This is a genomic window from Streptococcus sp. FDAARGOS_256, from assembly GCF_002289235.2.
Lineage (GTDB): Bacteria > Bacillota > Bacilli > Lactobacillales > Streptococcaceae > Streptococcus.
This window is the reverse complement of the sequence record NZ_NTGM02000001.1, coordinates 332881-353740: the sequence shown is the minus strand read 5'-3', so window position 1 is coordinate 353740 and position 20860 is coordinate 332881. Positions and strand designations below refer to the sequence as shown.

Here is a 20860-nt window from a genome sequence, read left to right as displayed (position 1 = left end):
TAAGTAATAATGAAAGACTATCAGAAAAAACTCATACTTCCACTATAACATAGAATAGGCTCTTTGACTAGCTTTTTCACCTGAATCTGAGCCCTTTTGGATAATAATTTTTCAAAACATTACCCGTTACCTTGGCAAAGCCTAGTCCGTTTCCTTGAACCACAACTTGGTACCAGCCATTTGGTCGAGCTCCAGACAATTGAACAGTCTCACCAGCCACATATTTTACAAAGTCCTCATCATTGATTTCGACACTTTGTTTTACTTGACTTGGTTTCAAGGCTAATCCGAGAGCAAAGCTTGGTTCAAAGCGTTTCTTTTTAAAAGTCCCCAGATGAAGTCCATTTCGGGCAATTTTGAGTTTTCCTAGATCAGGTAGCATCTCTGGCAGGAGATAGAGCTGATCTCCAAAAGTTTGCAAGATACCAGTTAGATTGACTCGCAAATGTTTTTGGGCAAATTCTTGCCACAAAGCCAGTTGCTCACGACTGAGATTGCTCTTGCTAGCTTTGAATTTAGGTGCTGGATTTTTTCCCTTAAACTGCAGGTGGGCAACAAACTGGCCTTCTCCCTTGAAATGATGAGGATACATCCGCGCCGTTTCAGGAAGATCAATTCCTACTACCATGCCGTTCAGATGCTCAACCGGAAGCAGTTCAAAATCATAGGTATCAAGTAACCAGTGGACGATTTCTTCATTTTCCTCAGGTGCCCAAGTACAGGTCGAATAGACCAGACGACCACCCTCAGCAAGCATAGTCACTGCATCTTCTAAAATTTCTCTTTGGAGACTGGCACATTGATTCGGATAGTCGATGTTCCAATAATCCATGGCATCTGGCCGCTTACGAAACATCCCTTCACCCGAGCAAGGTGCATCAAGGACAATCACATCAAAGTAACCTTTAAAAACCTTGGCCAAGCGGTCAGCAGATTCATTAGTCACAACAACATTTGTCGCTCCAAATCGCTCCATATTTTCTACTAAAATCTTAGCACGCTTACTTGAAATTTCGTTGGAGACAAGGACTCCTTGATTAGCCAGATAAGCTGCTAGTTGAGTGGATTTTCCACCTGGTGCTGCCGCCAAGTCCAAAACCTTCATACCGGGAAGGGGTTGAGCTACCTGGGCCACCATTTGGGCTGCAGGCTCTTGCGAATAAACGAAACCTGTCACGTGCTCTGGTGACTTCCCAGAAACCTTACCATAATACCCCCAAGGTGTATTGGGAATAGCATCAGCAAACGATAACTGACTTTCTTTTAAGGGATTGACCCGAAAAGCCGAAACCGCTTCTTGTTTAAAAGAGGCAAGAAAGTCTCTTGCCTCATCTTCTAGTATCGCTTCATATTTTTCAACAAATCCTTCTGGAAATTGCATTTAGTTTTCTTTCCTTTCGTAGATATAAGACTGAATCTCTTCTTGCATCTCGATTGGCACCATCATGACAGGCTGACGCGTTTTAAAATCAGCGGGCTCACCTGATACCGTAAGAAGACGATAACCCAGACTTTCCCCTAAGATACTGGCCGCAGCGTAATCCCATGGTTGCAGGTAGGTAATATAAGTCAGAAGACGACCACATAAAACCTTGGCAAAACTAATAGCCGCACTGCCGTAGACACGGACACCCAACGCTGCTCGACCCAAATCACCCAATCCCCACTCATTGCTTTCAAACATACCTGAGTTGCCGGCAACTAAAAATTCTTGAAGAGGTTTCTTTTTAAAAGGCGGTAAGGGCTCATTATTGCGGCAAGGAGGAAAGGCACCACCACCATGGTAACAATCACCTTTCATGACATCATAGATGATGCCAAATTTGCCAACCCCATTTTCAAAATAAGCTAACATCACGGCAAAATCTTCCTGCTGGGCGACAAAGTTATTGGTACCGTCAATGGGATCAATCACCCAAACGGAACCTTGACCGACTGCAGCACGTAAACAACCCTCTTCCGCGCAAATCAAATCCTCAGGATAGGTGGACTTGATTCGTTCAACCAAGAGTTCCTGGACCTCCTTGTCCAAACGCGTCACCAAGTCTGTAGGCGAAGACTTGCGCTCAACCTGCAAATCTTCTTTCATGTGAGCCAAAATATAGTCCGCAGCTTCCTGCACAATCTGTTTGGCAAATTCAAATTTAGTTTCCAAGAGAAATCTTCCCTTCTCTTTTTTCTTTTGCTAATTGAACCGCATGATAGCAGGAATAACCGCTAGCCGTCTCAAATTCGCGACCTAAGCGCTTTTCTTCGCTTTTGCTTGGAACCACAGACTTGAATTCCTTGTAAGACTCTAGCAGCTTTTTTGCTTCTACCTTATCTTCATAAGCAGCTTCAACATCATTAAAAAAACAAAGCACTGAAGCAAGTTCTTCAGTGCTCCACGACAAATCTAGTGGGTAACTATACTGTTTGTTCATCTATCCTATACCAGCTCTCAATGTTGCTTCTTTCAATTCTTGTTTACGGTAACTACGAGGGAGAAAAGCACGAATCTCATCTTCATTAAAACCGATCTGCATGCGTTTGGTATCTATAATAATTGGGCGACGCAAAAGACTAGGATATTGCTCAATCAACTGAAGCAACTCCGATACCGAGATACTCTCTACATCAATATCCAATTTTTGAAAAATTTTTGAACGAGTTGAAATGATGTCATCAGTACCATTTTCGGTCAAGGAAAGAATATGTTGTAATTCTTTTCTTGTTAAAGGACTAGTCATAATATTATGCTCTTGAAAGGGCACTTTATGCGTCTCTAACCAAGCCTTTGCCTTACGACATGATGTACAACTCGGTGATAAAAATAGTGTAATCATGCTTTTCTCTTCTTTTATCTATACTTGCTATTTCTATTATACAAAAAAATAAAGCGCTTGACTAGGTATTTTTAGAAAAAAAGCCTATTTTTTCATAGAAAATAGACTGTTTTCTGCAAAAATCTCCTGCTTTGCAAGTTTATCTTTAGGATAACCTAACAATAAATAGGGAGTAGAGCAACTTCTCTCGTTTTTTATTAAAAATACAGAATTTTTTCCACTATTTCCTTGAAGCTTTAGCGAGAAGGAAACCAAATATTCCTTCATACAAAGCAAAGAAAAGTAAAAAGGCATGGAGAAAGAAAGTCTCTGGCAAAATCCAAATAACGGGATCCTTTGCTGGATCAAAAAGCCAGGTATCATCTCCCACAAAGAGAATCTGATGGAAAAGAGTAAAGAATTGTTCAAAACCAATCAACACTCCTACAAGCCCAATGACTAGAGGCAATAGCACTAAAGTCAGAATACTGTTACGATATAGAGGTAGAAATCCTTTTTTTACAATCTTTCTAACAAAGAAATAGAAACTTGGAAGTGTCACTAGAGCAACTAGCTGAACTAGGTGAAAGAGATTCTTCACCACCGCAAAGTGATGTAGACCTGCCGCTGATGAACGAAAATCTGGCATCTCTAAAACCTGACTAAAGGGATTGGTCAGGTAATTCATCAAGATATGAAAATTGTATTGAATGGTTTCGGGCTTTAGATAGACTCGATTTGCTAAGTTCAGCCACTGAATCTCCAAAGGATAGAAAATCCATGCCAGATAAATAGTCAGTAGGATAGAAAGGGAGAGGAGAAAGAGCATACTTCCCCAAAAGGTTAGTTTAGTTTTCATCAAAATTCCACTCCGCAAGGCTAGAAACTACATGAGTTGGTGCGATTGGCAAGTCTGCCACTTCTTCTGCCTTGGTAAAACCTGTTGTCACTAAGAGCGTTGGAATACCATTGTCAATCCCTGCTCGGATATCTGTCAAGTAGTTATCCCCGACCATGAGCAATTCTTCTCTTTTCAAATCCAAGTGCTCAACTGCCTTATCCATAATGATAGCATTTGGTTTTCCGATATAAACTGGTTTTACGCGTGTTGCTACTTCAAGAAGTGTAATTAGTGAACCAGCACCAGGCAAGAGACCACGTTCCGTCGGGATATTGAGGTCAGGGTTGGTTCCGATAAAGTGAGCCCCCTTTTGAATGGCTAGAGTTGCTGTGGCAAATTTTTCATAGTCAACTTGCCAGTCCAGTCCAACGACCACATAGGCTGGATTTTCCTTGTCTTCGACATAACCAGCCGCCTCAATAGCATCCTTGAGCCCAGCTTCTCCGATGACATAGACTGTCTTTTCCAGTCCCAAGTCGTTCATATAGTCGATGGTTGCCAAAGTCGCTGTATAGACAGTTGATAGAGGCGTATTAATGTTAAAATTCTGAGCCAACATCTCTTGAACACTCTCAGGAGTACGAGTTGTATTATTGGTTACAAAGAGATAAGGAATTTCACGCTTTTGCAGTTCATGCACAAAAGCCTCTCCTGCCGGGATTCTGTCTTTCCCCTTGTAAATGGTTCCGTCTAAATCAATTAAATAACCTTTATAAGCCATATCGTCCTTTCTAATTGCCTTCAATTTCTTGCCAAGTAATCATAGCTTGGGCATTGATCTCCCCATCACTGATAATCTCATGCTTGCTTTCTAGTCCCTTGAGTTCATAAGCTGAAGCAATCATACCACCTGGTCGCACTTCTTTGACATACTTGAGATTGATTTTCTTTGGAATATACTTGGTCAAAAAGTCTGATCCCATAACCTCAAAAATCCAATCCAGATATTTGCTATTATTGACATGACCATTCATATCCAAGTCGTAAAAACGAACATGGTAGTCTTTACTGATCGGATCTTCTAGATTTGCATACTTTGGCCCACGGATGAGTTTTTTATCAAACTCAGACTGATAAGGGGCAACAATCTCCTGTTCGACAGCATGAACTTTCCGACTATCTCGGTCCATAAGAACAAAGGTTGCTACCATGCGAATGATTTCTTGACCTGCTTCATCATAGATAGTGAAACGGCGGTAGCAAAAAAGACGATTGTAAGTCAACGCTTCTGTTTCAATCGTAATCTCCTCAGCAAAGCGAGGCAAGCGTACCACGTCAATCGCATAGTCTGTAATAATCCAGACCAGATTGTAGCGTTCTAACACATCCTTGTCGCTAACTCCCAGCTCAATCGATTGCATACCTGATACTTGCAGGGACAGCAAAATCACATCTGGAAGTTTGATATGACCGTTCATGTCCGCCATGTCAAAAGGAATTTTCATTTTCATTTGATAAGTTAAGCCCATTGTTCTACTCCAAAATAAATCGTTCTGCTACGGTGTCTCCTAAAAAGAGACCTCTCTTTGTCATTCGGACACGATCACCATCGATCTGCATAAGACCTTGTTGTGTCAAGTCTCTGATGATTTCGCCATAAAGTCCATCAAAGGACCGTCTAAATTTTTCCTCAAATCGCGCCATGGAAACCCCGGATTTTTTCCGGAGGCCTAGGAACATTTCTTCTTCCATCTGCTCCCTTTGACTCAGGTGTTCTTCTGTAATCCGAGCATTTCCTGCTTCTACTGCATCGAGATAGTGTCGGATAGGACCGTGATTTTTATAACGCACTCCGTCCACATAACCTGAAGCTCCTGCACCGATACCATAATACTCGGCATTGTCCCAGTACATGAGATTGTGTCGACTTTCAAATCCGGGTTTAGAGAAATTGGAAATCTCATAATGCTCAAAACCAGCTCGCTCAAGCTCTGCGATGATGTACTCAAACATCTCCGCTTCCAGTTCCTCCTTGGGCAGGGGCAATTTCCCACGTCTCATGCGGTTCATAAAGACCGTATGGTTTTCCAAAATCAAGCTATAAAGGCTCATATGAGGAATATCAAGCGAGATAGCCTTAGCTACATTGTCCTTGACCTGAGCCATAGTTTGACCTGGAAGAGCATAGATTAGATCAATGGAGATATTGTCAAAACCAGCCAGTTTGAGGCGGTCGATATTTTCATAAATATCCTTCTCCAAATGACTGCGCCCAATCTTTTTCAGCATTTTGTCATCAAAAGTCTGCACACCTAAGGAAACACGATTGACTGGCGACTGTTTCAAAACCGCAATCTTATCTGCGTCCAAATCGCCTGGATTGGCCTCAATGGTCAACTCTTCTAAGGCTGACAAGTCTAGATTTTTAGTCAGGCCATCCAAGAGCACTTCTAATTGCGGAGCGGACAAAGCCGTTGGCGTCCCACCTCCAATGTAGAGAGTTCGTAACTTTTGGATATCATAAGAACGAAACTCCTCTAGCAGATGCTCTAGGTAACTATCTACTGGTTGATTCTTGATAAAAACTTTTGAAAAGTCACAATAATAACAAATCTGTGTACAAAAGGGAATATGCACATAGGCGGACGTTGGTTTTTTCTGCATAGTACTTATTATACCACAAAGACAAGCTTGCAGATAAAAATCACCATCTCCAAAAACCAGAGATGGTGATGCATTATACTTCAGTAATATCGATGATGATTTCTTCTTGGTCTTCAGCAACGTCTGGAGTTGCTGACTGGTCTTGCCATTGCTCCTTGAGATTGTTAAAGGTTTCCTTTGACGCTTCTGTCGCTTGTCGAGCACAGGTTTTGGCTTGATCAAGGACACTGTCAAAAGTGATTTCACCAGATTCTACTTGTTCCTTTGTTTTCAGCACAAAGTCCGTTGCCTGTTCCTTCACTTCTGTTAGTTTTTCACAAACCTGCTCTCTAGCATATTCTGGATCTTCTCTCAAATCATCTAGAAAATCCTGAGCTTGACTACAAACTTGCTTACCCTTGTCACTGGTTAAGAACAAAGCAAGAGCAGCACCTGAAACTGTTCCTAAAAGGATAGAGGATAGTTTTCCCATAAGATTTCTCCTTTTTTATTTTTTGAAAAATTTACTTGCGACACGAAGAGCTGACAAGCCTGCACCTGTTTTGATAGTCTTTGAACCAGCAGATGAAGCCTTTTTACCTAAAACACGTGCATGTTGGTTGAGGTCAGAAACTGACTCTGACAAGTCAGCCACCGCCGTAAAGAGTGGATCAATCGTCGCAACTTTGATATTGATATCGTCTGCTAACACATTGACCTTAACCAACAATTCATTGGTCTGATGCAAGGTAACGTTCACATCTGAGCTCAACGTTTTGATGGTTTTCTCTGTTTCATCAATCATACGACCGGCTTTTTGAATCGTGATTGTCAAATAGACTAAACAGACAATCAAAGCAATCGCAACAAGTATATATGCAACTTCTAACATTTATTTTTCCTCCTCAGTATGATAGAAAGGGGCTTTCTTTCGATTTTGATAAAGTATGATAAAAATACCGAGTCCGATAAGGACAACTGATAACCATTGGGAAACTCGCAGACCAAAGAACATGAGACTATCCGTCCGCATGCCTTCGATGATCATACGACCAAAGCCATACCAAATCAAGTAGAATGCAGTGATATGACCACGTCTGATTCCCTTTAATTTTCTTCTAAAAATCAAAATCAAAGCAAATCCAATCAGATTCCAAACCGACTCATATAAGAAGGTCGGCTGACGGTAGCTACCATCAATGTACATCTGGTCACGAATGAAGCCTGGCAAATAATCCAAACTATCTACCGCTGCACCATAAGCTTCTTGGTTAAAGAAATTTCCCCAGCGCCCTAAACTCTGGGCAACCATGACGCTCGGTGCTGCAATATCTAAGAAATCCCAAGTATTGATCAGCTTTCTATCCGCAAAGATATAAAGGACAATAGCCCCTGCTATCAAACCCCCATAAATGGCCAAACCACCATTCCAGATGGCGATGATTTCACCTGGATTTTGCAGATAATAATCTAAGCGAAAGAGTACGTAGTATAGCCTAGCACCTAAAATAGCTACTGGAAAAGCAATCAGAATAAAATCCAAAATATCATCTGATAGAATTTTCTTTTTAGGAGCTTCTTTCATGGCAAGATAAACTGCTAAAACCAAACCAGCTACAATACACAAAGCATACCAACGAATAGCAAAGGGGCCAATTTCAAATGCGACTGGATTAATCATGTTTCACCTCATTTTGAGCGATTAGATTTGTCAAGCGTTCTTCAAATAAACGCGTCGCATCAAAGCCCATTTCTTTAGCACGATAGTTCATGGCAGCTGCCTCAATAACAACGGAGATATTGCGTCCTGTTTTTACTGGGATGCGGATACGCGGAATCGTTACACCAGAAACTTCGAGTTCTTCGGCATTGTTTCCTAGACGGTCAAAGGTCTTATGGGTATCATAATTTTCCAAATAAACTGCTAGCTGAACTTGTGAAGAATCTTTTACAGCACTTGCACCATAGAGACTCATGATATCGATAATCCCAACTCCACGAATCTCAAGTAAATGCTTCAAGATTTCAGCAGGTTCGCCCCAAAGAGTCATCTCATCCTTAGAATAAATATCTACACGATCGTCTGCTACTAGACGGTGTCCACGTTTCACAAGCTCAAGACCTGTCTCGCTCTTACCGATACCACTATCCCCTTGGATCAAGACACCCATGCCATAGATATCCATCAAGACACCATGCACGCTAGTACGTTTAGCCAAACGGGAATCAAGGTAGCTAGAAAGTTCTCCAGATAAACGACTGGTTGCAGTTCGACTGGTTAAAATCGCAATCTTGCATTCCCTAGCAGCCCTCAACATTTCCTCTGGCACTACCAGACCACGAGCCACGATAACCGCAGGTGTTTCAGGTAGAAACATTTTCTTCAAAACTTGATAACGGTTCTGGGCAGGCATGGCAACTAAATAGGACCACTCCTTCATCCCTAACAGCTGAATCCGTTCTGGTGTATAGTAATCAAAATAGCCCGTCATTTCAAGACCAGGTCTCATAATGTCCGCAGTATTGATTTCTTTTTCAAGTAATTCGCCTTCACCATAGACAATATCTAGTCTGAGTTTTTCAATGACATCTCTTACTAAAACCGACATAATTTCCTCCTTCAATCGAGTTCTCCCTACTATTATATCAGATTGTAGGTGGAAGTTTCCTTTTTTTGCAGGATTTACAGTATTTATTTGATGTTGCTTGGGAAAAGATTTGACTAGTAAGTCTTTTCCTACGCTTTCAAATTAACCGAGACAAATCTACTGCAAATTGGTCAACATCTATCACCAAATCCCTTCCAGATTTTGCTAAATAAATCCTTGGAAGACCTTTTGTTAGTATTCTATTTGCATCAGCCATATCTTGAGGATAGGTATAGAACTGTTGACCTTGTGGAAACTGATTTTGGACCTGCCATTCTTCAAACTCCTTCAAAAAAGTCTTATGAGACGGCATACTGACTTCTTCGAACAAGGAATGGTCAAACAATCGTACCAAACGATATAGACCATGAATCTCATCCGCAAAGCACTTATCAATCTTTTCATAGGGGTAACCTCGCCTCTGATAAGCTTGGCATAAACTTTGTAAGGACTCACTTAATGCAACTGCATCTTTTCTTGCCAAGTTTATAAAATACCGAACAGAAAATTCTTCCATACCAGTTCGTTTTTTCTTCCCTAAAAACTGTTGTGCGCGCAAGAGAGAATCGGATAATCTTTCTTCATCTTGATAATAAAGAGCGTATAAAAGATTGATCACATTTTCTGGATAATAAGTTCCTTTCAACAAGGGTAAATCTTTGGGAATGAATGATGGAATGACTGAAAAAACGTTACAAGCAAAAGAGGTAAACAAGCCTTTCAAAATCCCATCTGTGTAAATGGTTCCACTTGCCAACAAAGCGCCTCTCAGCAACTCGGTTCTTCCTGTTTGCCATAGAGCGTTGTTTAACTGCTTATAATCCCCATCTAAAAACGCAGCATAATAGGCAAAATATTTAATATCATCTAACAATAAGCTACTATACAATTTCACCCTTAAAACCTTGTCAGATAATACTTTTGAATCGGTCAAATACTTTTCAAAAATTCTTTGGTTTGACTCTTCAAATTCCTTCCAATCTATCGGATCAGCACAATAACCCCAATCTTCCAAGTGATTTTCACGCATTTTTTGATATTCTTTTATATACTCTCTCATAACAATTTATTCCTTTAAACATTGTGCAAAAAAAGACTAGACAAGTCTAGCCTTTTATTTCAAATTAGAATTTTTTACGTTTACGAGCTGCTTCTGATTTACGTTTACGTTTTACAGAAGGTTTTTCATAGAATTCACGTTTGCGTGTTTCTTGAAGAGTACCAGCTTTAGTAACCGCACGTTTGAAACGACGAAGTGCATCGTCAAGAGATTCATTCTTACGTACTACTGTTTTAGACATTTTTTTCACTCCCTTCAAGTTCAAGATCTATTCCATTTTACACGCAAAATGAATAATTGTCAAGGGAAAACTGCCATAAACTTATATTATCTTCCCTTTTCTTTTTAAAAGGGACAACGTATTAGAATAGATGTCATAATAGCGAAAAAAATTATTTTAATCCTGTTCAGAAACAACTTTTATTTCTTTATCATTTACAATAACAGCTTGTGAATTGTTCATTCGCATTAAGTCGAGCTGATTTTTATAGGTTTCAAAGGTCTTCTTGCTACTATCAGTAAAAGGCTCCTCACCATAATGTGGAAGGATGTAAAACTCCACTTCATCCAATCCCGTTGTATCCGATAACTCTTTCGCTACCGTCTTGTCATCCATGAGCTTATTGTAGTCAATATCCTTGGCGGTAATGATAGCCCCTGCTGATTCTCCCACATAGATCAGCCCATCTCTTATTTGTTCTTTGATAAGAGATAGGAGTTGTTTTTTCTTTAATTCTTGTAATAAATAAAATGTATTCCCGCCAGAGATATAAAGAATTTTGCTTTGGAAAATCTTTGCCTGTGCAGTTTCTCGATTACAAGAAGCAATATCTAGAACCTCTATCTCAAATCCTAAATCTTTGAATGTTTGCTGAGCCTCATCGATATAGGCAGTATAATCCTCTTTGTTCCCAGCGGTAGGAATAAATAAAACCTTGTTTTCTAGATTCTTTTCCTTTGCATAATCGCTAAAAAGCTTTGTGACTCCAGCAAAGTATGAACATAAAAATAATTGTTTCATGATGTACCTCCATTAATTTTTAACAATTTTATAAAGAATCCATGATCCCTTTCTTTGACTAGTTACGAGCTCAAATCCTACTGATAACAAGAATCGTCTAAATGCTTCTTCGCTTTGGACCTCTGGTAAAAAGTAAGACAACTTGTTATATTCACAAGCCAGTAAGAGCATCCCGTCTGATTTGAGTATTCTTCGAAGTTCCATAAAAGAAGCCTCTAGGTCTCGCCAATGAAAATGAGTTTGAAAGGCTGTGATTAAATCAACACTTTCATCAGAAAAGCCTGTCTCCCTAACGTCTCTTCGTTCAAAATTTAGATTAGTCATCTCTATCTGTTTGGCTTGAGCTATTGCAGTATCTGAAATATCGATTCCAGTTATGGTACTTTGCGGAAAAGTTTCTTTCAGTAGGATGGTTGAACGGCCATTCCCAACTCCTACATCTAAGATTGCAGGGTAAAATGTCCTATCCAGATGACGAATTGCCCATACAAACATGGGGAGATAGGCTCTATTCCACAATTTCATCATTCGTTTTCCTAGAAAGCCCGAAGGATTCTTTGATTGCTGAATTAAGCGACTAAACAGAAACATTACAAGTAAAAAACAAATAAAACCAATTATATAAATCAAAGTTCAAGCCTCCCTGTATAGCTATATTATACCACTTTAGTAAAATTGTGAATAATTGATGCAGAATAATTAAACGATTTTCAAACCAATTACCAAAAAAAGAGAACCAATTGGTTCTCTTTTTCTGTTAGACTGACATCTTCTTAGATAGCAATGAATGTAATCATTTCAATCAAGTATCTAAAACAACTTATTAGATGACTTTCACCACTAATTATTCTTCCTCAGATTTTTTTCTTTGAGCTAGAGAAATTAATCCCATACCTGATAAAGCAGCCAATAGACCAGCTGTCAAGTGAGATGTCTCCTCAGAACCCGTATTTGGAAGAGTTTTAGTAGTTCTTTCTTCTGTAATACCTTGTTGTTCTGGATTTTCAACTACAGGAAGTTCTACTACTGTTGGAGTATAGAATCCTGAAATGATATTTCCATTGCGATCTTTACGGATCACTTTCACACCTTTGGCTTGTCCTACAAAGTCTGCCTCAGGGGTAAAGGTGACGGTGCCATCTGGTGAGATTACATAAGTTCCTTCACCTGGAACGACTTTTTTAGTTGTTCCATCTTCAAAGGTTGGCGGAACTGTCAGATCGACATCACCTGTAAAGTTTAGTTTACCAGTCTGAGTTTGACCTTTAAGACCTTCTGATGTCGCATCAATCACTTGTGTTTGTCCAAGGACAGTTGGTGTGTAATGAGCAGTAACTACATTTCCATACATATCCAAACGTTTCACAACCAATCCTTTAGCTGTACCAACAAAGTCTGGTTCTGGAGTAAAGGTAATCTTACCATCTTTATCAATTGTATAACTTCCTTCACCCGGAACAACCATAGTCGTACTACCATCCTCAAATGTTGGTGGAACTGTACTATCGATATGTCCTTCAAACGTTGGGGTTGCCATTTGTGGTTGGCCTTTTGCTCCTGTAGAAGCCGTATCATGACCAGTAGATGGATCTACAACTGTTGGACGATAGGTCGCAGTCACTTGAGTACCGTTCTTATCAACGCGTTTGACTGTTACTGGATCTGGTTTACCGACAAACTGCTTGTCTGGGGTAAATGTTACTGTTCCATCTGGCGCAATGGTGTAAGTTCCTTGACCTGGAATCACTTTTTCAGTTGATCCATCTTCAAATGTTGCTGCCACAGTTTCATCGATTGGAACCAGTGGGTCACCACCTTGGAAGCTTGGGGTACCTGTTTGAACAAGTCCCTTAATGTTAACTGAAGAAGTACCTTTACCAGTTGGTGTTACTTTCGTAAACTCTGGACTGTAAGTCGCAGTCACTGGAGTGCCGTTCTTATCCACACGTTTGACTGTGACTGGAGTTGGGTTTCCGATAAACTGCTTGTCCGGGGTGAAGGTTACAGTTCCGTCTGGCGCAATCGTGTAAGTTCCTTGACCTGGAATAGACTTCTCTTTACTTCCATCTGCGAAGGTTGGCTCTACTGTTTCATCAATCGGAACCAATGGATCACCACCTTGGAAGCTTGGAGTTCCTGTTTGTGGAACACCCTGAGGGCCAGTGCTGGTTGCGTTAGTTCTTGTTGGTGTTACTTTCGTAAACTCTGGACTGTAAGTCGCAGTGACTGGAGTTCCATTCTTATCTACGCGTTTGACTGTGACTGGAGTTGGGTTTCCAACAAACTGTTTGTCTGGAGTGAAAGTTACAGTTCCATCTGATGCAATCGTGTAAGTTCCTTGGCCTGGAATAGATTTCTCTTTGCTTCCATCTTCGAAGGTTGGCTCTACTGTTTCATCGATTGGAACCAGTGGATCACCACCTTGGAAGCTTGGAGTTCCTGTTTGTGAAACACCCTGAGGACCTGTGCTGGTTGCGTTAGTGCTGGTTGGAACTACTTCTTTCACCACCGCTTGGTACTTGACAGTAACAGGAGTTCCGTTGGCATCCATACGAGTCAATTCGAGTTCTGGTGTTTCCCCCTTGAATTGCTTATCTGGGGTGAAGGTCACCTTACCATCTGCATCCACTTCGAACTTACCAACATTTGGCACTTCTTTCATAGCTGTCCCATTGTCAAATAGTGGAGTTGAATCAGCTGGGAATGGAACAGAGTCATGGCCTGGCGTGAAGGTCACTTTACCTTCTTGGACCTGACCTTGTAGACCCTCTGTCTTATCTCCCGTACCAGTTGGGGTTACTTTCGTAAACTCTGGACTGTAAGTCGCAGTAACTGGGGTGCCGTTCTTATCTACGCGTTTGACTGTGACTGGAGCTGGGTTTCCGACAAACTGTTTGTCTGGTGTGAAGGTCACTGTACCGTCTGGCGCAATCGTGTAAGTTCCTTGGCCTGGAATGTTCTTCTCTTTGCTTCCATCTGCGAAGGTTGGCTCTACTGTTTCATCGATTGGAACCAGTGGGTCACCACCTTGGAAGGTTGGGGTGCCTGTTTGTGGAACACCCTGAGGGCCAGTGCTGGTTGCGTTAGTTCTTGTTGGTGTTACTTTCGTAAACTCTGGACTGTAAGTCGCAGTGACTGGAGTTCCATTCTTATCTACGCGTTTGACTGTGACTGGAGTTGGGTTTCCAACAAACTGTTTGTCTGGAGTGAAAGTTACAGTTCCATCTGATGCAATCGTGTAAGTTCCTTGGCCTGGAATAGATTTCTCTTTGCTTCCATCTTCGAAGGTTGGCTCTACTGTTTCATCGATTGGAACCAGTGGATCACCACCTTGGAAGCTTGGAGTTCCTGTTTGTGAAACACCCTGAGGACCTGTGCTGGTTGCGTTAGTGCTGGTTGGAACTACTTCTTTCACCACCGCTTGGTACTTGACAGTAACAGGAGTTCCGTTGGCATCCATACGAGTCAATTCGAGTTCTGGTGTTTCCCCCTTGAATTGCTTATCTGGGGTGAAGGTCACCTTACCATCTGCATCCACTTCGAACTTACCAACATTTGGCACTTCTTTCATAGCTGTCCCATTGTCAAATAGTGGAGTTGAATCAGCTGGGAATGGAACAGAGTCATGGCCTGGCGTGAAGGTCACTTTACCTTCTTGGACCTGACCTTGTAGACCCTCTGTCTTATCTCCCGTACCAGTTGGGGTTACTTTCGTAAACTCTGGACTGTAAGTCGCAGTAACTGGGGTGCCGTTCTTATCTACGCGTTTGACTGTGACTGGAGCTGGGTTTCCAACAAACTGTTTGTCTGGAGTGAAGGTTACAGTTCCGTCTGGTGCAATCGTGTAAGTTCCTTGACCTGGAATAGATTTCTCTTTGCTTCCATCTTCGAAGGCTGGTTCAACTGTTTCATCAATTGGAACAAGTGGGTCGCCACCTTGGAAGGTTGGAGTACCAGTTTGTGGAAGTCCTTGAGGACCTGTACTTGTTGCACCGGTTCCTGTTGGGGTCACTTTCGTAAACTCTGGACTATAGGTCGCAGTAACTGGAGTGCCATTCTTATCAACACGTTTGACTGTGACTGGATCTGGGTTTCCAACAAACTGTTTGTCTGGTGTGAAAGTTACAGTTCCGTCTGGTGCAATCGTGTAAGTTCCTTGACCTGGAATAGATTTCTCTTTGCTTCCGTCTTCGAAGGTTGGCTCTACTGTTTCATCGATTGGAACCAGTGGATCGCCACCTTGGAAGGTTGGAGTACCAGTTTGTGGAAGTCCTTGAGGACCTGTACTTGTTGCACCGGTTCCTGTAGGTGTTACTTCTTTCACCACTGCTTGGTACTTGACAGTAACAGGAGTTCCGTTGGCATCCACACGAGTCAATTCAAGCTCTGGTGTTTCACCCTTGAACTGTTTATCAGGAGTGAAGGTCACCTTACCGTCTGCATCCACTTCGAACTTACCAACATTTGGCACTTCTTTCACAGTTGTACCATTGTCAAATAGTGGAGTTGAATCAGCTGGGAATGGAACTGAGGCATGGCCAGGAGTGAAGGTCACTTTACCTTCTTGGACCTGACCTTGCAGACCCTCTGTCTTATCACCTGTTCCAGTTGGTGTCACTTTCGTAAACTCTGGACTGTAGGTCGCAGTGACTGGAGTACCGTTCTTATCCACACGCTTCACTGTGACTGGATCTGGGTTTCCAACAAACTGTTTGTCTGGTGTGAAAGTTACAGTTCCATCTGGCGCAATTGTGTAAGTTCCTTGACCTGGAATAGATTTCTCTTTACTTCCATCTTCGAAGGTTGGTTCAACTGTTTCATCGATTGGAACCAGTGGGTCACCACCTTGGAAGCTTGGAGTACCAGTTTGTGGAACACCTTGAGGGCCTGTGCTGGTTGCGTTAGTGCTGGTTGGTGTTACCTTAGTCACTGTTGGTTTATAATGTGCTCGGTAAGGAACACCGTTAGAATCATTTACTTGGACAGTAACTGGGTCTGGGGTACCAACAAAATTTTTGTTAGGTTTGAAAGTGACTTGACCAGTGTTAGGGTCTAACTCATAAGTTCCAACTGACTGACCATTGGATGTAGCAGGAACTGAGTTACCAATAATAGGTTGGCCGTTAGCATCCACAAAGGTCGCAGGGCGTGAAGCATCTGGAGTCACTGGCGTTTTATCTGGATCGCCATCATTAAAGATTAGATTTTTGTTTTGTTCTTGACCTTGAACACCAGTTGATTCATATGTTGGTATCTTTCGAACAGTAGGAATGTATCGACCATCCATATTGTTCAAAATGTCATTCTTATTTGGATTTGATGCATCAGTTGATTGCCAGTTAGTTGATGAACCGTTTGAGTCTGTACGACGAATATTAATCCCTTCAGCAGTTCCTGTGAAGTCTGCATTTGGTGTGAACGCTACATCGATATCATCTCCATTAGTAGTCACTACATAGGTTCCTTCCGGACGCACATAAGTATTGCCGTTTGTTGGAGTCAAGACATTTCCTTGATTATCCAAAATCTGTGGCGCTTGGCTACTCATGCTAGCATTAGTTACAAAGTCTGAACGATCTGGTCCTTTAGGTGTGAAGTGAACTGTAGCATTTTGTGTTTCACCTTGAAGACCTGTTGTTTCTTTCTTTTCACCTTGAGGTGGATAAGTACGACGAACCAACATGTCCTCTACTTCACCACTAAATGCCATCCCGGTAGGCTTCTCAATATCACCTGCATTAGTCGCAATACGCACACGCATTCCAAGTTGGTCAACTAAGCCACCACTAAGACTCGGAATTGCATTAAATGTTAAAGTGTGATCTCCATTAGCAGTTATTTCTTTAACTACACTGCCTTCATTATCATCAAATTTCCCATTATTATTGAAGTCCACCCATGCTTTGACATATGCTTTAGCATTACCATTTGGATTAGCCTTAATCTTAAGGGTATAAGTGCCATTCTTAGCTTTGTTTAAATCCAAAAGGTCGTTAGTATTGTTATATTGATCAGCAGTTAGCAATTGCTGCGGACCTTCATCTGAAACATCCTCACGATCATCAGAAGTCCAATCATTTTTAGAATCCACATCGATATCTGCTTCTGTAGAACCTAAGTAAGGTTGCTTTATTTGAACATTTGTTATCGAATCGCGTGTAGAGATAGTATGGTGAGCTTCACCGTAACTTTCTGGCGCATCACCACCATCAACTACCAAGAATCCCATCATAAGTGCCTGTTGCCCTGCGGTCGCAACATAAAAACCTACCTCAGAAGCCCCACGGGTCATTACAACTGGCACTGCTTTACTTGCTGAAACTATTGGTCCAAATACTTGACTACCTAGACCACCTGTAACTGTATCAGGACTCAAAAACTTATTCCAATCGACAGTCTTATCTTTTAGGATGAGTAGACCACCTCTTGTTGTCTTGTCAGCCTGCTTAACAAGTTCTTCAGTCGTAACAGTGTAAGGACCTTTTGCACGAGGACCTTTCATCCATTCTCCTACGTATTCCCAACCTTCACCGTTAGTGGTAAAAATACCATATTCACCAGGGTTAGCATCTTCTCCATCAGCCATAACAACTGCTGGTTTTACTTTTTTTCCACGATAAGTGGCTTCTATTTTAAATTTAACCCCCCAGTTTACACCATCAACTGGTACGATAATTTGTGTTTTATGGCCTTGTGTATCAAAACCTTGTCCCCCAATAGTACTCCATTTATCTTGAGGTTGACCTGATACAGGAGGTGGAGTTTTTCCATAATCTTTCCAACTTTTTAAATAACTGTTTGTTGCATTTGGATCATAAGTTCCAGCAGATGAAGTTCCTTCCACACGCTTTTTATAAATTTCAGTAGCGTGGAATGGTTTAAGCTCAGTAACTGTCAAGGTAACTACATAACCAGGTGAAATTTCTTTCGTATAAGTAGTTCCAATCTTAAACCCTCCCTGAGGATCTAAGTTTTTCAAGCTTGCTGTATCAGAGAAATCAATCCAGTTAATTTGTTTTGCTAATTGTGTACTTTCTTTCTTCTCTGATTCAGACAATTCTGGTTTAGATGTACGTGGTACAGGAGTCGCATCGTCCGCACCTGCATAACTAGCTGGTGCAACTGAAGTCGCCTGGGTATCACGACGAACTCTACGAGAACGTGTAGATTGTTCAGTAACACTAGACGTCTCAGTAGGTTCAGCAATTATTGGAGCAACTGCAGTTTCTGGTTTAGCACTCTCTGTAGATTTATCTTCTGGAGAAGTAACTGGTTTCTCAACAGGAGACTGTGATGTTTCAGAGATAACCGATTTGTCATTGTTCTTTTTATCAGCAGGCTCTGTTCCAGAATTTGAAGTTGCTGTTTCTTTAGTTGGTTGAGAGGATTCTACTACAGATGGTGTTTCAGACTTTTCCGATGTTTTAGAATCTGTAGGTGATATAGAAGTCCCCGTTGTTTTATCAAGGTTTGTTTTAGCTACCTCGTTTAAAGAGTTTGTCACACTCGTCTCATCAGCACTAACTTGAGAAGTTGCTCCCAAAAGGACAAAAGTAGACAAGAGCACAGAACAAACACCTACATTTAGTTTTCGAATAGAAAACTTATGAAGGCGTGGATTAAATAAATCTTTCCCCATTATAATCTCCTTAATTATAATTTTATAACTCAGAACATTATACAACTTTTTTTATAGCTTCGCTACTAAGTAAACTTAAAAAATTTTAGTTATTATTTAAATTATAAAAGAAAAAAACTACGTATACTTAACTTCAATTATTATCTTGTTATATTTTTTTCCTGCATTAAAATTTATATAATTTCTTTATTCAAATATTTTATAGTTTAAACCAAAATTATCAAAATTTCACTTCTAGCTTATAAGAATCAAAAAACCACTCACTCCAAAGAGCAAGTGGTTCGTGTAATTTTTATTTTTCAAGTAAGCTGAGCGCTTCTGCATCAGCGATAATAGTCACGTCAGGGTGGTTTTGTAGGCTACTTGCTGGTAGACTTTCAGTCACTGGACCAGACACTGTTCCAGCAATGGCTTCTGCTTTAGACTCACCGTAAGCAAAGAGAATAATTGACTTGGCATCCAAGATGTTTTTAATTCCCATTGAAATGGCTTGGGTTGGGACGTCTTCAATCTTGTCAAAGAAGCGAGCATTGGCTTCGATAGTAGACTGGTCAAGTTCTACTAGATGCGTTTGACTGTCAAATGGAGTGCCAGGCTCATTAAAGCCGATATGTCCATTGCGACCAATCCCCAAGATTTGCAAATCAACAGGATGGTCAGCTAAAATTTGATTGTAGCGTTCTACTTCTTCTTCAGCATTATCCTTAACACCACGTGGCAAGAAACTTTCTTTAAATGGTTTTTGGTTAAACAGGTTTTCTTGCATGAAGTAACGGTAAGATTGTGGATTGTCCCCATCAAGCCCTACATACTCATCAAGGTTCACACTGGTTAGATTTGAAAAATCAAGGTCACTCTCAACGATTTCTTTGTAAAACTCAAGTGGACTACTTCCTGTCGCAAGTCCCAATGTTTGAGCGCCATTGGCTAATTTTTCCTTCAAAATCTCAAAAGCAACTTTTCCACCTTCGACTTGGTTTTCAACTTTAATAACTTTCATCTTTTCATCCTCCATTTTAATCTATATTTATTATATGGTATAGACCAATTTTTGTCAAGTGAAAACGATTTAATTTTTAAAAAAAGAGCGCCCAAACTTGAAACATGTTATAATGGATAGGATTAGAACTTAGAAAGAATGATGAAAAAATGAATACTGCTGATTTTGATTTCCACTTGCCTGAGGAATTGATTGCCCAAACGCCCCTTGAAAAACGAGATGCCTCCAAACTCCTTATCGTTAATCGCGAGACGGGAGAAATGCAGGATAAACACTTCCACTCTATTATCGACATGCTGGAACCTGGTGATGCCCTTGTCATGAACGACACTCGCGTTCTCCCTGCCCGCCTCTATGGTCAAAAAGAGGAAACCGGAGGACATGTGGAACTTCTCCTGCTCAAAAATACTGCTGGTGATGAGTGGGAAGTTCTGGCTAAACCTGCCAAACGCCTCAAGGTCGGTGCTCGCGTCAGCTTTGGAGATGGTCGTCTCAGTGCTGTCGTTACGGAAGAATTGACCCACGGGGGCCGCATTGTCCGCTTTGAATACCAAGGAATTTTCCTAGAAGTTTTGGAAAGCCTGGGTGAAATGCCACTACCACCCTACATCCACGAAAAACTAGATGACCGTGAACGTTATCAAACGGTTTACGCTAAAGAAAGTGGCTCTGCTGCAGCACCGACTGCTGGATTGCACTTCACCAAAGAACTGCTAGCAGAAATCCAAGCCAAGGGTGTCCATTTGGTTTATTTGACCCTCCACGTTGGTTTAGGAACCTTTAGACCTGTTTCTGTTGACAATCTGGACGAACATGAAATGCACTCGGAGTTCTACCAACTTTCTGATGAAGCAGCTGCCACCCTTCGCTCAGTCAAGGAAAATGGAGGTCGCGTCATCGCTGTAGGAACCACTTCAATCCGCACACTGGAAACCATCGGTTCCAAGTTTAATGGGCAAATCCAAGCAGATTCTGGCTGGACCAATATCTTTATCAAACCAGGCTATGACTGGAAGGTTGTGGATGCTTTTTCAACCAACTTCCACCTACCCAAGTCAACTCTTGTTATGCTAGTTTCTGCCTTTGCCGGTCGTGACTTAGTCCTAGATGCCTATCACCATGCCATCCAAGAACGCTACCGCTTCTTCAGTTTTGGAGATGCCATGTTTATCTATTAAGAAAATCCCTATTAGGAAACCTAATA

19 protein-coding genes are annotated in these 20860 nt (G+C 41.2%); 1 reads left to right on the top strand and 18 read right to left on the bottom strand.

Annotation, left to right across the window (positions count from 1 at the left end; genetic code table 11):
• Nucleotides 1-76 precede the first annotated feature (76 nt).
• The 18 genes from A6J84_RS01910 to A6J84_RS01820 form a co-directional block, all read right to left on the bottom strand.
• Nucleotides 77-1381, bottom strand: coding sequence for an RsmF rRNA methyltransferase first C-terminal domain-containing protein (locus A6J84_RS01910; protein ID WP_095725918.1), 1305 nt, complete (start codon nt 1379-1381; stop codon nt 77-79).
• Complete coding sequence (locus A6J84_RS01905; protein WP_095725917.1) at nt 1382-2155, bottom strand: inositol monophosphatase family protein; 774 nt, start codon at nt 2153-2155, stop codon at nt 1382-1384. It lies immediately after the preceding gene.
• Nucleotides 2145-2423, bottom strand: coding sequence for a UPF0223 family protein (locus A6J84_RS01900; protein ID WP_049520719.1), 279 nt, complete (start codon nt 2421-2423; stop codon nt 2145-2147). The genes A6J84_RS01905 and A6J84_RS01900 overlap by 11 nt, the downstream gene beginning before the upstream one ends.
• Entirely contained in the window at nt 2424-2825 is a 402-nt protein-coding gene (locus A6J84_RS01895; RefSeq protein WP_000631261.1) for a Spx/MgsR family RNA polymerase-binding regulatory protein, read from the bottom strand.
• 220 nt (nt 2826-3045) lie between these two features.
• Nucleotides 3046-3663, bottom strand: a complete 618-nt coding sequence (locus A6J84_RS01885; protein ID WP_095725916.1) for a TIGR01906 family membrane protein — start codon at nt 3661-3663, stop codon at nt 3046-3048.
• Entirely contained in the window at nt 3653-4426 is a 774-nt protein-coding gene (locus A6J84_RS01880; RefSeq protein ID WP_049479148.1) for a TIGR01457 family HAD-type hydrolase, read from the bottom strand. Before A6J84_RS01880 ends, A6J84_RS01885 begins: the two co-directional genes overlap by 11 nt.
• A gap of 10 nt (nt 4427-4436) precedes the next feature.
• Nucleotides 4437-5174, bottom strand: coding sequence for an acyl-[acyl-carrier-protein] thioesterase (locus tag A6J84_RS01875; RefSeq protein WP_084921758.1), 738 nt, complete (start codon nt 5172-5174; stop codon nt 4437-4439).
• A 4-nt stretch (nt 5175-5178) separates the two neighbouring features.
• Nucleotides 5179-6309, bottom strand: a complete 1131-nt coding sequence (gene hemW, locus A6J84_RS01870; RefSeq protein ID WP_095725915.1) for a radical SAM family heme chaperone HemW — start codon at nt 6307-6309, stop codon at nt 5179-5181.
• Between the two features lie 73 nt (nt 6310-6382).
• Nucleotides 6383-6781, bottom strand: coding sequence for a YtxH domain-containing protein (locus A6J84_RS01865; protein WP_095725914.1), 399 nt, complete (start codon nt 6779-6781; stop codon nt 6383-6385).
• A gap of 15 nt (nt 6782-6796) precedes the next feature.
• On the bottom strand, nt 6797-7180 hold the full coding sequence (locus A6J84_RS01860) for a DUF948 domain-containing protein (RefSeq protein ID WP_000895033.1): 384 nt from the start codon (nt 7178-7180) through the stop codon (nt 6797-6799).
• Nucleotides 7181-7969, bottom strand: coding sequence for a prolipoprotein diacylglyceryl transferase (gene lgt / locus A6J84_RS01855; RefSeq protein WP_000609710.1), 789 nt, complete (start codon nt 7967-7969; stop codon nt 7181-7183).
• The gene (gene hprK, locus A6J84_RS01850; RefSeq protein WP_000115190.1) at nt 7962-8897 is read right to left on the bottom strand and encodes an HPr(Ser) kinase/phosphatase; all 936 of its coding nucleotides are present in this window, start codon (nt 8895-8897) and stop codon (nt 7962-7964) included. The genes lgt and hprK overlap by 8 nt, the downstream gene beginning before the upstream one ends.
• A gap of 136 nt (nt 8898-9033) precedes the next feature.
• On the bottom strand, nt 9034-9996 hold the full coding sequence (locus A6J84_RS01845; protein WP_095725913.1) for a hypothetical protein: 963 nt from the start codon (nt 9994-9996) through the stop codon (nt 9034-9036).
• A gap of 64 nt (nt 9997-10060) precedes the next feature.
• Nucleotides 10061-10237 (bottom strand): 30S ribosomal protein S21, encoded by a 177-nt coding sequence (gene rpsU / locus A6J84_RS01840; protein ID WP_000048054.1) that lies wholly within the window; start codon nt 10235-10237, stop codon nt 10061-10063.
• 156 nt (nt 10238-10393) lie between these two features.
• A complete protein-coding gene (locus A6J84_RS01835) occupies nt 10394-11017 on the bottom strand; it encodes a Type 1 glutamine amidotransferase-like domain-containing protein (protein ID WP_095725912.1) in 624 nt (207 codons plus the stop codon).
• A gap of 12 nt (nt 11018-11029) precedes the next feature.
• Complete coding sequence (locus A6J84_RS01830; RefSeq protein WP_095725911.1) at nt 11030-11647, bottom strand: class I SAM-dependent methyltransferase; 618 nt, start codon at nt 11645-11647, stop codon at nt 11030-11032.
• 214 nt (nt 11648-11861) lie between these two features.
• Complete coding sequence (locus A6J84_RS01825; RefSeq protein ID WP_095725910.1) at nt 11862-18656, bottom strand: GEVED domain-containing protein; 6795 nt, start codon at nt 18654-18656, stop codon at nt 11862-11864.
• A 292-nt stretch (nt 18657-18948) separates the two neighbouring features.
• Nucleotides 18949-19656, bottom strand: a complete 708-nt coding sequence (locus tag A6J84_RS01820) for a glucosamine-6-phosphate deaminase (RefSeq protein WP_000864609.1) — start codon at nt 19654-19656, stop codon at nt 18949-18951.
• Nucleotides 19657-19805: 149 nt separating this feature from the next.
• On the opposite strand from A6J84_RS01820, the gene queA reads away from it, so the two are divergent.
• On the top strand, nt 19806-20834 hold the full coding sequence (queA, locus tag A6J84_RS01815) for a tRNA preQ1(34) S-adenosylmethionine ribosyltransferase-isomerase QueA (RefSeq protein WP_095725909.1): 1029 nt from the start codon (nt 19806-19808) through the stop codon (nt 20832-20834).
• Nucleotides 20835-20860 lie beyond the last annotated feature (26 nt).